Source organism: Demequina rhizosphaerae (assembly GCF_000971255.1).
GTDB lineage: Bacteria > Actinomycetota > Actinomycetes > Actinomycetales > Demequinaceae > Demequina > Demequina rhizosphaerae.
In genome coordinates, this window is record NZ_BBMC01000002.1 from 518407 (window position 1) to 532356 (window position 13950).

At 73.5% G+C, this 13950-nt stretch carries 12 protein-coding genes and 1 tRNA gene; 2 read left to right on the forward strand and 11 right to left on the reverse strand.

All coding sequences use genetic code 11. The features are described 5' to 3' along the window. Position 1 precedes the first annotated feature (1 nt). From AOM07_RS02545 to manA, 8 genes are all read right to left on the reverse strand, one after another. The gene (locus AOM07_RS02545) at positions 2 to 1168 is read right to left on the reverse strand and encodes a lycopene cyclase family protein (RefSeq protein ID WP_062311083.1); all 1167 of its coding nucleotides are present in this window, start codon (positions 1166 to 1168) and stop codon (positions 2 to 4) included. A gap of 3 nt (positions 1169 to 1171) precedes the next feature. Continuing rightward, positions 1172 to 3475 carry a heavy metal translocating P-type ATPase gene (locus tag AOM07_RS02550; RefSeq protein WP_062311085.1) on the reverse strand — a complete coding sequence of 768 codons (2304 nt, stop codon included), beginning with the start codon at positions 3473 to 3475 and terminating at the stop codon, positions 1172 to 1174. A gap of 51 nt (positions 3476 to 3526) precedes the next feature. Continuing rightward, positions 3527 to 3602 (reverse strand) — tRNA-Arg (locus tag AOM07_RS02555). A gap of 97 nt (positions 3603 to 3699) precedes the next feature. Beyond that, entirely contained in the window at positions 3700 to 4686 is a 987-nt protein-coding gene (locus AOM07_RS02560; RefSeq protein ID WP_062311087.1) for an aldo/keto reductase, read from the reverse strand. Between the two features lie 223 nt (positions 4687 to 4909). Next, the gene (locus AOM07_RS15175; RefSeq protein ID WP_062311089.1) at positions 4910 to 5626 is read right to left on the reverse strand and encodes a C40 family peptidase; all 717 of its coding nucleotides are present in this window, start codon (positions 5624 to 5626) and stop codon (positions 4910 to 4912) included. A 171-nt stretch (positions 5627 to 5797) separates the two neighbouring features. After that, a complete protein-coding gene (locus AOM07_RS02570; RefSeq protein ID WP_062311091.1) occupies positions 5798 to 6478 on the reverse strand; it encodes a metal-dependent transcriptional regulator in 681 nt (226 codons plus the stop codon). A gap of 13 nt (positions 6479 to 6491) precedes the next feature. Continuing rightward, positions 6492 to 7826, reverse strand: coding sequence for a UDP-glucose dehydrogenase family protein (locus AOM07_RS02575; protein WP_174441904.1), 1335 nt, complete (start codon positions 7824 to 7826; stop codon positions 6492 to 6494). 22 nt (positions 7827 to 7848) lie between these two features. Beyond that, positions 7849 to 9054: a mannose-6-phosphate isomerase, class I gene (manA, locus tag AOM07_RS02580; protein WP_156171747.1), complete on the reverse strand. Its 1206-nt coding sequence runs from the start codon at positions 9052 to 9054 to the stop codon at positions 7849 to 7851. 40 nt (positions 9055 to 9094) lie between these two features. Here manA and serC point away from each other — a divergent pair, with 40 nt between their 5' ends. After that, positions 9095 to 10219, forward strand: a complete 1125-nt coding sequence (gene serC, locus AOM07_RS02585; RefSeq protein WP_062311098.1) for a phosphoserine transaminase — start codon at positions 9095 to 9097, stop codon at positions 10217 to 10219. Further along, positions 10216 to 11031 (forward strand): CAP domain-containing protein, encoded by an 816-nt coding sequence (locus AOM07_RS02590; protein WP_062311100.1) that lies wholly within the window; start codon positions 10216 to 10218, stop codon positions 11029 to 11031. Before serC ends, AOM07_RS02590 begins: the two co-directional genes overlap by 4 nt. On the opposite strand, the gene AOM07_RS02595 is transcribed toward AOM07_RS02590, so the two are convergent. Genes AOM07_RS02595 through AOM07_RS02605 form a run of 3 tightly spaced genes read right to left on the reverse strand, consistent with a single transcriptional unit; the run spans position 11028 to position 13715 of the window. Next, positions 11028 to 12236: an MFS transporter gene (locus tag AOM07_RS02595; protein ID WP_369401195.1), complete on the reverse strand. Its 1209-nt coding sequence runs from the start codon at positions 12234 to 12236 to the stop codon at positions 11028 to 11030. The two genes, AOM07_RS02590 and AOM07_RS02595, sit on opposite strands and share 4 nt — an antisense overlap. Next, the gene (locus AOM07_RS02600) at positions 12229 to 13335 is read right to left on the reverse strand and encodes a DUF3027 domain-containing protein (protein ID WP_084830029.1); all 1107 of its coding nucleotides are present in this window, start codon (positions 13333 to 13335) and stop codon (positions 12229 to 12231) included. The genes AOM07_RS02595 and AOM07_RS02600 overlap by 8 nt, the downstream gene beginning before the upstream one ends. Then, positions 13335 to 13715: a cold-shock protein gene (locus AOM07_RS02605; protein WP_062311105.1), complete on the reverse strand. Its 381-nt coding sequence runs from the start codon at positions 13713 to 13715 to the stop codon at positions 13335 to 13337. The genes AOM07_RS02600 and AOM07_RS02605 overlap by 1 nt, the downstream gene beginning before the upstream one ends. Positions 13716 to 13950 lie beyond the last annotated feature (235 nt).

A 13950-nucleotide genomic window follows, 5' to 3' on the forward strand; every position in this document is an offset into this window, starting at 1 on the left:
CCTACCGGGAGCGTCGGGACGAACCGGACGCGCACGCACGCCCGAAGCGCGGCAGCGGCAGCGTCGCGTACAGCCGCAGGTGCTCGCGCGGCGGCAGATCCTCGTCGAGGAACGCGAGGATCCGGGGCCCCGGGTTGCGCGTGAGCATGGCCTCGAGGAACGCGCGCGCGGCGTCCGGGTCGCTCCGCATCACCCGCAGGAGGGCCGCGTCCTGGGTGCGCGCCCACCGACGATGCGGCGCCGCCCGGCCCGGGTAGCGGCCGGCCGCGAGCGCGGCGGCGATCGCGGCGCTGTGGCGCTGGATCCGGCCGAAGGCGTAGCCCGTGCCGGCCTTGATCATGCCGGCGCGGGCGCCGATGGGGATCACCGGGCCGGCCGGGTGCGCGGGCGGGCTCGATCGCAGCGGGATGGAGCCCTCCTCGCGGGAGACGATGCGGCGGTCGCCGGCGCCGACCACGTCGCGCAGGTAGTCCTCGAGGTGTCCGTCGTGGGACGGCGGCGGCGCGTCGGGCGCCGCGTAGACCGTGCGCTCGACGAGCGCGGTGCGGGCCGAGGCGGCGACCGCGTAGACGAACGCGACGCCGTCGTCCTGCGCGGTGCGGAAGTCCATGAGGGTGACGACGCCGGGCTCGAAGACGTCGACGCTCGCCTCGACGTGCAGGCCGAGGAAGTCGAGCCGCGCCTCCGGGTCCGGCACCGGGGTCGGCGCGCCCGGCCCGACGGAGTCGAAGACCCAGCGGGCCCGCACCGCCCGCGCCCTGCCGTCGGGGTCCTCGTACGCCACCTGGACCCCCGCATCGTCCACCGCGAGGCTGCGCGCCGTCCCGGGCAGCCGCCGGTAGCCGGGTCGCGGCGCGACAAGGCGTGCCACGGCCGCCGCGAGCTCGGGGCCGGTGACGACGCGGTACGCGTACGGCGCGAGCGGGAGGCGGCGCGACCACCCGTCGCCGGCGACGTCCGCCGCGCCGATCACCGTGGACGCGGCATGGTCGAGCAGCCCGCCGCCCGTGCTCCACCACGCCCACGTGCGGTCCTCGAGCGGCTGGGCGCCGTCGTCGAGGAGCAGCACGTCGTCGCCCCAGCCGGCGGCGGCGAGGTGGGCCGCGAGGGACAGGCCGGCCGCCCCGGCCCCGACGATGACGGCGTCGACCGTCGCGGCGCCCGGCACGCGTCAGCCGCCGTGCGCGGGGATGAGGCTGAAGGCGTCCTCGTCCTCCTGCGCGTTGTGGAGGCGCAGCACGGCGTAAAGCCCGTAGAGCAGCCGCCGCAGCTCCACGACGTCCTCGGGGCCGGCCGCGTCCGCGCCCTCGCCCACCGAGTCGAGCAGCCGGCGCAGCCGCACCACCTGATGCTCGATCTCGGCGTGCGAGCGGCTGAGCGCGGCGACCGCGTCGTGGCTGCCGAGCGCGCGGGCCACGAGCGGGACCAGGCGCTCCTCGTCGGCGCGCTCGTGGGGGACCAGCTCGGTCTCGAGCGCGTCGAGCAGAGCGCGCGCGGGCGCGAGGTCCGGCGCGGCGCTCGACAGGCCGTCCGCGACGGCAGCCACCCGCTCGACCAGGGGCGCGAGCCCGTCGTGCTGGTCGCGCAGGGCGGCGAGGGTCGCGCGGTCGTCGTCGGACAGCGCGGGCGCGCGGTCGCGGCCCGGGAGCACGGCGCGTAGGGCGATGAGGATCGCCAGCAGGTCGATGACCTCCTGCAGCGCCGCGCCGACCGTGGGGGCGAGGTAGCCGAGCGCCGCCGCGACCATCGCGACGAGCGACAGCCCCATGCCGACGGCCACGGCCTGCAGCGCGATCGTGCGCGACCGGCGGGCGACCCGCATGGCGTCCGCGAGCGCCTCGACCCGGTCGACGGTGAGAACCACGTCGGCGGCCTCGGACGATGCGGTGGCGCCGCGCGCGGCGAGGGCCACCCCCACGTCCGCGGCGGCGAGCGCGGGGGCGTCGTTGATGCCGTCGCCGACCATGACCGTCGTGCCGTGCTCGCGCTCGAGGGCGAGCGCGGCGAGCTTGTCCTCGGGCGTGCACTCGGCGAGCACCTCGTCGACGCCGACCACGCGTCCGACCATCTGCGCGACGTCGGCCCGGTCCCCCGTCGCGAGGACGATGCGGCGGACTCCGGCCGTGCGCAGCGCCCGCACCATGCGGGGCGCGTCGGGACGCACGGGGTCGTGCAGCAGCAGGGCGGCGGCGGGCTCGCCGTCCACCTCGACCAGGACGCTCATCGAGCCGTCGAGGTCCGCGCGGCGGCGAACCTGGCGCGCCCACCGGTCGGGCTCGGGTCCGGCGATCCAGCTGGGGCGCCCCACCCGGACCCGGCGGCCGTCGACCGTGCCGGCGACGCCCTGACCGTGGACCTCCTCGGCGCCCTCGGGCATCGTCAGGACGAGCCCGCGCGCGAGGGCGGCCTCGACGATCGGCCCCGCGAGCACGTGCGCGGAGAGCTGGTCGACGGAGGCGGCGAGACGGAGCGCGTCGTCCGCGTCGTGGCCGTCCGCGGCGACGAGGTCGCTCACCGCGGGGCGGCCGCGCGTGAGGGTGCCGGTCTTGTCGACCACCATGGCGCGGCCGACCGCGAGCCGCTCGAGCGCTCCCCCGCCCTTGATGACGACGCCGAGCCGCGCGGCGCGGGACAGCCCGGAGACGATCGCGATGGGCGCCGCGAGCAGCAGCGGGCAGGGCGTCGCGACCACGAGGACCGCGACGGCGCGCACCGGGTCGCCCGACACCCACCACGCCGCGCCCGCGAGGAGGAGGGTGAGCGGCACGAAGGCGATCGCCCACCGGTCGGCCGCGCGGACGAACGGCGCGGAGGTCGCCTGCGCCTCCTCGACGAGCCGGACGAGCGCGGCGTAGGTGGAGGTCTCCGCCGTGGTGGTGGTGACGATCTCGACCGGGGAGCCGGCGTTGACGACGCCCGAGCGGACGTCCTCGCCCGCGGCGCGCTCGACGAGCACGGACTCGCCGGTGAGCGCCGACTCGTCGAAGATCGCGGCGGCGGTGAGGCGCCCGTCCACCGGGACCACCTCGCCGGGGCGCACGAGCAGGTGGTCCCCGATCGCCGCATCGTCCACCGGCACCTCCTCGAGGCCGGACGGCGTGAGGCGGCGCGCGGTGCGGGGCGCCCGCTCGGTGAGGAGGCTGAGCTCGCGGCGGGCGCGCGCGTCGGCACGGGCCTCGAGCACCTGGCCCGTGGCGAGCATGAGGGTGATGATCGCGCCGGCGAGGGGCTCGTCGACCCAGAGGGCGCCCGCGAGCGCGAGCACCGCGATGACGTCGACCGTGGGGCGGCGATGGACCGCGGCCGCGATGGTCGCGGGAAGGATGTAGAGGAGGCCGAGGACGGTGCCGGCGACCCACAGGACGGTCGCAGCGTCGGGGGCGGAGGTCCACCAGGCGACGGCGCCCCCGGCCAGCAGGAGGCCCGAGATGACCAGGACGATCATCTCGAGATGGCGCCGGACCGTCCCGACCATGTCACCACGTTATGCCCGGTGCGCCGCGCGCGGGCGGGACCATGGTCGGGTTGGTGCGCCTGGCCAGATTCGAACTGGCGACACCCGCTTTAGGAGAGCGGTGCTCTATCCACTGAGCTACAGGCGCGTGCGTGGGATACGCGGACAAGGGTACCGGCTGCGCGCGCGGCGACCCGCGCATCGTCCCGCCGGGCCGTCACCGGACCGTCGCCGCACCGTTGCGCTCAGAAGACGTCGTGCACGTGCTCCCGGCAGTACTCGTCGTAGATCGCCGCGAGCCGGTCCATCGTAGCCGCGGGCAGCTCGGGGAAGTCCGCCGCCGCGGCGTTGGACTGCGCCTGCGAGACCTTGGACGCGCCGGGGATCATCGTCGCGACGCCCACCTGCGCGAGCCAGCCGAGCGCCATCTGCGCCGTGGTCCAGCCCTCGGGGGTCAGCGCCGCGACCTCGCGGGCCGCCTGCACACCCACCTCGAACGGGATGCCGGAGAAGGTCTCGCCGATGTTCATCTTGGCGCCGTCGCGGTTCCACGTGCGGTGGTCCTCGGGCGCGAAGGTGGTGTGCTCGTCGTACTTGCCGGACAGCAGCCCGGACGCGAGCGGCAGGCGCGCGATGATCCCCACGCCCTTCTCGGCCGCGAGGGGCAGCACCCGCTCGAGCGGCTTGCGGCGGAAGATGTTGACGATGATCTGGATGGTCGCGAGGTCGGGCTGCTCGAGCGCCGCGAGCGCCTCGTCGACGAGCTCGACGGAGACGCCCCAGCGGGCGATCGCGCCCTCCTGCTGCAGCGTGCGGAGGTCGTCGTAGACGCGCTGCTGCTCGTAGACCGAGGTCGGCGGGCAGTGGAGCTGCACGAGGTCGAGGGTGTCGACCCCGAGGTTCTCGCGCGAGCGATCGGTCCACCGGCGGAAGTTGTCGAGGCTGTACGCGCTCTCCTCGTGCGGCGTCGCACGGCGTCCCATCTTGGTGAAGACCACGAAGTCGTCGCGGTCCTCGCGGCCGGCCAGGAAGCGGCCGATCGCCTTCTCCGAGCGGCCGTCGCCGTAGACGTCCGCCGTGTCGAACAGGCGCGTGCCCGCGTCCGCGGCGGCGTTGAGCACCTCCTGCGCGGCCTCGTCGCCCACGGCGGCCCAATCGCCACCCAGCTGCCAGGTCCCCAGACCCACCAGCGAGATCTCACGTCCCAGGTTCGGCACCATCGTCGTCCTCATGGTTCCACCGTAGCGGCGCCCGGAGGTGCGGAGGGACGATGCGCGGGCCGGGTCGGCGCGCACGTTCCCGCGCGCCGCGAGGTGCTGAGTGCCCGAAATCGATCGGATCGGGCAGCGAGCACCTCGCTGGGCGCCGAGGCGCGGGCGACGCGCGACGCGCACCGCCCGCAGACGCAGCGAGGGCCGCCACCTTGCGGTGACGGCCCTCGCGACGCGGATGCGATCAGGTGACGCGGACGTAGGTCGGGTTCGACTGCCAGATCGCGCGGAACTGGATGGTCGTGCCCGGGGTCGCGGCGTCGATCTGCAGGTTCGGGCCCGCGTAGATCGCGACGTGGCCCGGCGTGACGATGATGTCGCCCGGCTGCGGCGAGGACACGCGCGTGCCCACCGACCAGTACGAGCTCGAGGAACGCGGCAGCGAGATGCCGAGCTGGCCGTACACGTAGGACACGAAGCCCGAGCAGTCGAAGCCGGAGGGCGTCGAGCCGCCGGAGACGTAGGGCACGCCCACGTACTTCGAGGCCTCGGCGATCACGGCGGAGCCGGAGATCGCGGCCTGGACGTCGGCCGAGGGGGTCGTGGACTGGACGCTCGACACGGTGGAGGCGCCGGTGGAGGTGGTGTCCGAAGAGGTGGTCGACTCGTAGGTCGTGGTCTCCTCGACGACGGGCTCCGGCTCGGGCTCCGGCGGCGGCGGCACCTTGACCTTCACGGTCGGGGTGTCGATCGTGTACGCGTCCTTCTTCTTCGAGGCCGTGGTGACCTCGGGGATGTCCGCGATGTCGTTGCTGTAGGTCGTGTACGCGGAGGCGTCGAGGCGGGCACCGGAGTCGGCGGACTCATCGGTGACCAAGGCTGCAGCGGCGGCCCCGGTGAGGGGGACCACCACGAGCGCTGCGCCCGTGGCGGCGGCCACCGCGCGCGTCTTGGCGCGCATGTATCCGTACTTCAATGTGTTTTCGTTCCTTCCGCGCCCCGTGCGCGTCGTTGTTTCTGCACCCTCAGCGCTCGCGTCATCTTCGAGCGTTTCGTCTTGGTCGGGGCGCCGTGGAGGAGGTCTCCATGCCGTCATGGCCGTTCGTTGTTATCGAAAATTTATCAAAGTTCGCTAGGAAGGCAAGCCGAAGATGTGGCGCGCCTGGTCACGGCCCAGGATGCCGCGCCTTCCCTCGAGGGTGATCTCGATGGTCTCCGGGGTCCCCGAGAGGCCCACCGTCGCGCCTGGCAGGACCCCGTTCTCGACCATCTCGCCGAGCAGCTGGAGGTCCGCCTGCGGGTGCTCCCCGATGCGGGTGAGTGTGACGTGCGCCACACCGTCGTCCGCGAGGTCCGTCAGGCGGCGCTCGCCGGACGATGCGCCGACGTCCTCGACGCCCAGCTCCGCGAGCCCCGGGATGGGGTTGCCGTAGGGCGACACGGTGGGCGTGTCGAGCACCTCGAGCAGGCGTCGCTCGACGCGCTCGCTCATCACGTGCTCCCACCGGCAGGCCTCGTCGTGGACGTGAGCGAGGTCGAGCCCGATGACGTCCGTGAGGAGGCGCTCGGCGAGGCGATGCTTGCGCATCACCCGCATCGCGAGCGCCTCGCCCTCGGCCGTCAGCTCGAGGTGGCGGTCCTGCGTCACGACGACGAGGCCGTCGCGCTCCATCCGGGCGATCGTCTGGGACACCGTGGGTCCGGCGTGGCCCAGGTGCTCCGCGAGGCGCGCGCGCATGGGCGTCACGCCGTCCTCTCGCAGCTCGTAGATGGTGCGGAGGTACATCTCCGTCGTGTCGATGAGGTCGCTCATGACAAGCCCCCGTTCAGGATGCGTGGCGTCCTAGTCCGATGTAGCGCCAGCCGGCGTCGATCCACTGCTCCGCAGGCAGGCAGTTGCGGCCATCGATGACGACCTTGCTGGCGACGAGGTCCGCCACCGCGTGCGGGTCGAGCGAGCGGAACTCCTTCCACTCGGTCGCGACGACCACGACCTCGGCATCCTTGACCGCCTCGATCGCGCTCTCCGCGAACGTGAGCGTCGGCCACATCCGTGCCGCGTTCTCCATGGCCTCGGGGTCGAACACGCGCACGTCGGCGCCCTCGAGGTGCAGGCGGCCGGCCACGTCGAGGGCCGGCGAGTCCCGGATGTCATCCGACTCGGGCTTGAAGGCGGCGCCGAGCACCGCGACCTTCCCGCCCCGGAGCCGGCCGTTGAGCTCGCCCTCGACGAGCCCGATGACGTGCTGGCGTCGACGCATGTTGACGTCGTCGACCTCGCGCAGGAACGTGAGCGCCTGGTCGACGCCCAGCTCGCCCGCGCGCGCCATGAACGCGCGGATGTCCTTGGGCAGGCAGCCGCCGCCGAAGCCCATGCCCGCGCCCAGGAACTTGCGGCCGATGCGGGCGTCGTGGCCGATCGCGTCCGCGAGCTCGACGACGTCGGCGCCGGTGGCCTCGCAGACCTCGGCGATGGCGTTGATGAAGGAGATCTTGGTCGCGAGGAACGCGTTGGCGCTCACCTTGACCAGCTCCGCGGTTGCGAGGTCGGTCACGAGGAACGGCGTCGCGCGCGAGATCGCGTCGGCGTAGACCTCGCGCGCGACCTCCTCGATCCGGCCCGGGCGGTCCTTGTCGACGCCGATGACGAGGCGGTCGGGCCGCAACGTGTCCTCGACCGCGAAGCCCTCGCGCAGGAACTCGGGATTCCAGCCCAGCTGCGCGTCCTCACCCACCGGCGACAGCTCGCGGACGCGCTCCGCGAGCCGCGCCGCGGTGCCCACCGGCACCGTCGACTTGCCGAGGATGACCGCCGGGCGAGTGATCAGCGGCGCGAGCGTCTCGATGACCGAGTCGACGAACGTCATGTCCGCCGCGTACGACCCCTTCTTCTGCGGCGTGCCGACGCCGATGAAGTGGACGTCGGCGAACTCGGCCGCCTCGGCCGCGTCCGTGGTGAACCGCAGGCGGCCCGACTCGACGTGCTTCCTCAGGAGCTCGGGCAGCCCGGGCTCGTAGAAGGGGACCTCGCCTCGCTGAAGGCGCTCGATCTTGGCCGGGTCGATATCGACACCGACCACCTCGTGACCGAGCTCCGCCATACCGGCCGCGTGCGTGGCCCCCAGATAACCGGTACCGAAAACGGAGATGCGCAATGACATGCGGCCAGGCTAGCGGCCCGGACTAGGCCTCCGTGACCGGCACCTCCACCACGAATGTCGACCCGACGGCGTCGACGACGAGACGTCCGTCGCCGTACGGGACGAACACGGCCTCGCCGCGCGAGAGCGACACGCTGCCGCGCTCGCCGTGGACCGATGCGGTGCCATCGACCGCGAGCACGATGCGCGGGCCGGGGGCGAAGGCCGCAGACCCGCGCTCGACCATGGAGAGGGCGAACTCGTCGACGGGCGTGGGGAAGCGCGTGACCGCGCCCTCGCGCTCGACGAGCACCCGCGGCGGTGGGGTCGGCGTGCCGTCGGTGAGCTCGACGAGCAGGTCGATGTCGACCGGCTTGGGCGTGAGGCCCGCGCGCACCACGTTGTCGGAGTTCGCCATGATCTCGACGCCCACGCCCGACTGGTACGAGTGGATGACGCCGGCCGTGGTGAAGCAGGCCTGACCGGGCGCGAGGCGCACGACGTTGAGGGCGATCGCGACGAGCGCACCGGGGTCGCCGGGGAACTCGAGGGCGGCCGCGGAGGCGACCGCGAGCGACTCGGGCACGCCGGAGCGGCCGCCGACCTCGACGAGCGCCTCGAGCGCCGCGGGGGCCTCGGGGTCGCGCAGCACCTTCTGGATGTACTCGCCCAGCGCGACGGTCGGCTCGGTGGCGTTCGCGAGCTCCTCCGCCCAGCGGCGCGTGCACGGCTGGCCCAGCCACACGAGGTCCTGCGCCACCGCGTTGGCGGGGCGGAAGCCGGCGAGCAGCGTCATCGGCGTAAGCGCGACGATCATCTCGGGCTTGTGCGAACGGTCCTTGAACGTGCGGGTCGGCGCATCGGCCGGGATGCCGCGGGAGTCCTCGTCCTTGAAGCCCGCCTCGGCCTGGTCGAGCGTCGGGTGCACCTGCAGCGACAGCGGCTTCGCGATCGCGAGCACCTTGAGCAGGTACGGCAGCCGCTCCCAGCGGCCCGCGAGCTCCGAGCCGAGCATCGCCTCGGGGATGCGCGAGATCAGCTCGTCGAGCGGGAGCGAGTCGCCCGCGTGGAGCCCCGCCTCGTCGGCGCCGTCGTGGTGCGCGGCGGTCGCGAGCGCGGGCGCCGAGGAGTGGGCCCCCCACCACGCCTCCGCGACGGGCGCGCCGGAGCGCGGGAGTCCGACCAGGTCCTCGAGGACCTCGGTCATCCCCCACGCGTAGTTCTGAAGGGCAGGCTGAAGGCGGTACACGCCCGTAATGATGCCAGCAGGCCGCCATTACAGTGATGCCATGACGGACATCATCGCCATCCCCGATGCCCTGCTGCCCCGCGACGGGCGCTTCGGATCGGGTCCCTCGAAGGTGAGCGACGCGCAGCTGAAGGCCCTGGTGGACAGCCAGCCGGGCGTCCTCGGCACCTCCCATCGGCAGGCGCCGGTCAAGGGCCTCGTGCGCGACGTCCGGGCCATGCTCGGCGAGCTCTACGCCCTCCCCGAGGGCTACGAGGTGATCCTCGGCAACGGCGGCTCGACGATGTTCTGGGACGCCGCGGCGTTCTCGCTCGTGCGCGAGCGGGCGCAGCACTGCGCGTTCGGCGAGTTCGGCTCGAAGTTCGCGAAGGCGACGGACCTCGCCCCCCACCTCGGCGCATCGTCCATCCGCACCGCCCCCGGCGGCGCGGCCGTGCTGCCCGAGGCCGAGGACGGCATCGACGTCTACGCGTGGCCGCACAACGAGACGTCGACCGGCGTGGCCGTGCCCGTGCTGCGGCCGGCCGGGATCCGCGACGCGCTCACCGTGGTCGACGCGACCTCCGCGGCGGGCGGCATCGAGGTCGACATCGCGCAGGCGGACGTCTACTACTTCGCGCCGCAGAAGAGCTTCGCGTCGGACGGCGGGCTGTGGCTCGCGATCGTGTCGCCCGCCGCGATCGCGCGGATCGAGGAGATCGCCGCGAGCGGGCGGTGGATCCCCGAGTCGCTGTCGCTCAAGGTCGCGCTCGACAACTCGCGCGCCGACCAGACCCTCAACACCCCGGCCGTCGCGACGCTGGTGATGATGCGCGCGCAGCTCGAGTGGATGCTCGCGGGCGGCGGCCTCGGCTTCGCCGCGGGACGCTCCGCGCGGTCGTCGGGGACCCTCTACGACTGGGCCGCGCGCACCGAGTGGGCTGAGGCCTTCGTCACAGACCCTGGCCTGCGCTCCCCCGTGGTTGCGACCATCGATCTGCACCCGCGCGTCGACAGCGCCGAGCTCCGCCGGCACCTCCGCGCTCAAGGGGTTGTCGATATTGATCCGTACAGGAAGCTCGGCCGCAACCAGGTCCGCGTCGGCGTCTACCCCGCCGTGGATCCCGAGGACGTCGAGTCGCTGGTGCAGTGCATGGACTACCTCGTGGAGAGATTGCTGACATGACCGAGATGCAGGATGTGCTGGAGCGCACCCGCCGACGTCGTCGACGCGCTCCGGCCCTCCTGCTCGGTGGGCTGCCGGTGCTCGTGGCGTCCACCGCCCTGGCCGGGGCGTACTCCTTCGTCCCCGCCACCGCGTCCTACGCCCAGGACGTCTCGCCCGTCGTCGAGCCCGTCCGGGCCGAGCCGGTCGCGTCCATCCGCGCGTCCGACTCCGCGGACGACGCCTCCGACCTGCGCCGCGTCAAGGTGACCGTCCCGGAGCCCGAGCCGGAGCCCGTGGTGACCCCCGCATCGTCCCCGGCGACGACGACCGCGCCCGCGGGCGCCTCGTCGGGCACGTCCGCCTCCTCCGGCGCGACCTCGAGCGCCTCGACCACCGCGCCCACGGTGAGCTACACCTCCTACTGCGCGAACCCGAAGGCCCCGTCGTCGGCGTCGAGCGTGAGCGGTCTGCTCGCGGCGACCAACGCGGAGCGGGCCAAGCTCGGCATCGCACCGCTCACCTGGTCCTCGGATCTCGCCTCGGCCGCGACGGGCTGGTCGCAGCAGATGGCCGCGCAGGACTCCGGCACGGCCGCGCTCGCCGACGCGCTCGCCCACAACCCGAACCGTCCCGGCGCCGAGAACGTGGGCGTCGTGTACCGGTCGACGGGCCTCGGGGAGTCGAGCGCGATGGGCAAGCTGCACGCCAACTGGGTCTACTCGCCCGGGCACTGCGCCAACCTCATGAACCCCGCCTACACGCAGATGGGCGCGGGCGCCGCCGTGACCGAGGACGGCACCACCTGGTACGCGACGGAGAACTTCCGCTAGTCGATCTCGTGGTGGTGGGCGGGCCGCGTGCGCGGCACCCACGCGAGGAAGCCTCCCGTGGTGGCGAGCCCGATGCCGCCGACCGCGAAGAAGCCCACCGGCAGCGCGATCACCGCGCCGAGCGACACGAGCGCCGGGCCGGCGAGCCCGCCGATGTCCTGGAGGATCATCCAGATGCCGGTGAAGACCGAGCGGCCGTGCTCGGGAGCGACGTCCGCGCCGAGCGTCATGATGAGGCCCGATCCCCAGCCGTTCCCGATGCCGAGGATGAGCGCGGCCGCGGTGACCTGCGCGACGCCGTCGGTGAACGGCAGCGCGATGAAGCCCGCGGCGAGCAGCAGCGACGACGGGATGGCGGTCCACAGCCGCCCGCGCCGGTCCATCGTGAGGCCCGCCGGGTAGAAGAGGAGCATGTCGATCCCCGCGGAGATCGAGAACACCAGCGTCGCGACCTCCGGGCTGAGCCCCACGTGCGACGCCCACAGCGGGATGACCGCGATGCGGGCCTGGCGCAGCGCGCCCGTCGCGACGACCGTGAGGCCGAGGGTGGTGAGGGTGTGGCGCTGCTCGCGTGCGACCTCCAGGAGGGAGACGCGGTGGTCGGGGCGGACGATGCGGCGGTCGCCTCGCATGCCGACGGCCGCCAGCACCGCCATCGCCATCAGGATGCAGACGAAGCCGAGCCAGTAGATGGCGTCGACGCCCCAGATCGCGATGAGTCCCGCGCCGAGGAGCGGGCCCACGAAGTTGGAGATGCGCCACACGCCCGCGAGCGAGGTGAGCGAGCGCGCGATGAAGGTCGAGGAGATGACGCCCAGGATCTGGTCCTGGCGGGCCACGTGGTACGACGCGTGGCCGAGCCCGACGAGCACCGCGCCGACCATGAACACGGCGAGGCCGGGGGCGAGGGCCGCGATGACCGAGCCGAGGGCGATCACGCCGAGCGTCACCAGCGCCGCGTGCGCGGAGCCGATGCGGTGGGCGAGCCCGCCGCCGAGCGCCGAGCCGGGCATGCGACCCAGCTGGTAGGCGACCACCGCGAGCGAGCCGAACGCGGCGGTGTGGCCCATGTCGATCACGCTGAGCGCGAGCACGGGCAGCATCGCGCCGATGCCGATCTCCGCGATGAAGGTGGGGACGTAGACGCGCGCCGCCAGGGTGCGCGCGACCCGTCTCCGTGACGCCGGGGCGCCGGCCTCAGTCAGCCTGGCGCTCCTCGGCGTCGGTCTCGACGGGAGCCTCGTCCGTCACGGTCTCCTCGACGGTGGCCTCGGCCTCCGGCTCGGCGACGTCCGCGGACTCCACCTCCGCGGCCGGGGTCTCCTCGGCGGGAGCCTCAGCCTCCGCCTCGGCGACGTCCGCGGACTCCGCCTCCGCGGCCGGGGTCTCCTCGATGGGAGCCTCCTGGGTCTCCGGCTCGGCGACGTCCCCCGCGGGAGCCTCCGCCGCATCGTCCTGAGCCTCATCCTGCGGCTCGGCGTCGGCGGGTGCCTCGTCGGCGGCCTCCACCTCAGCCTCAGCCTCGGCCTCTGCTTCCGGCTCCGGCTCCGGCTCCGGCTCGACCGTCATGTCGAGCTCGACGGCCACCTCGTTCTCGAAGACCGGGTCGGTCTCGGGCCACTGGGTGGCGCCGCGCTCGACGTCGGTCTCGGAGTGGGCGCCGCAGCCGTGGTCGACGCTCACGACGCGGCCGTCGTCCGGCGACCACTCGTTCGAGCACGCGCCGAAGCGCATGCGCATCGAGCCCGCGAGCGGGATGAAGAAGGCGCAGGTCGAGCACGGCGAGGCCGAGGCGATCGCCGAGGCCGCGGTGGGGCCGTGCGAGCCGCGGTACCAGCGGTCGGCGACGTCGGCGCGGCCTTCGGGGCCGAGCACGCGCGGGCGGCCCAGGCCGAGCTCCCAGTTGGCGAGACGGTCCTCGTCCTCGTCGCCGGCGGACTCGAAGCCCTGCACGAGGCGCGCGTCGTCGGGGATGTACGGCAGCACCATCGAGGGCTCGAGGTCGCCGGGGCGCACGCGGTCCGCCCACGGCACCCAGACCGGGGCGAGCAGCGCATCGTCCGCGGGCACGAGGTGCGCCTCGCACACGGTGGCCGCCTTCTGGCGCGGCGCGCGCGCGACGGTGACGGACCAGACCCAGCCGCGGTAGCCGGGCATCGTGCACGCGAAGAGGTGCGTGACGAGGCGGTCCTCCTCGACGACGGCGCGGAGGTGGTCGCCGACGAGACCCGCGTCGCCCGCCGTCTCCACGGCGGCGTCGCGGGCGGTCTCGACGGCCTCGACGAGCACGGCGTCCTTGGCCATCAGACGTCCAGCTGGTCCGCGACGGCACGCAGCACGGCGGCCACCTGCTTGCCCTTGGCGGGCTCGGGGTAGCGGCCCTTGCGGAGCGTGTTCGAGACGCCGTCGAGCATCTTGATGAGGTCCTCGACGATCACGGTCATCTGGTCCGCGGGCATGCGCTGGTTCGCCGCGACGGACGGCGCCGGCTCGAGCACGGTGACGTTGAGGGCGGAGGGACCGCGGCGGCCGTCGGCCACCGAGTAGTCGACCTTCGCGCCCGGCTTCACGGTGGTGCCGGCGGGCAGGGCCGAGGCGTGGAGGAAGACCTCCGAGCCGTCCTCGCTCGCGATGAATCCGAACCCCTTGTCGGAGTCGAACCACTTCACCTTTCCAGTGGGCACATCTACCTCGTTCGTCATGCGGGCACCGCGGCTCGGTGCCCCGAACGATTCTAGCCGGACCGTGCGACGGCGGGCCCCGGCGCACGCCCGGAGGGGCGCATCGTGCCGCGGGACGATGCGCCGTTTGAGGCACGTTCACACGGAGACGATGCGCGGCCTCGGGGACTCGCGAGAGCGCTCTTTGCGCGGGGAGGGGTGATGTGGGCAGACTGGAGGGGTTGGGAGTCCCCGAAAC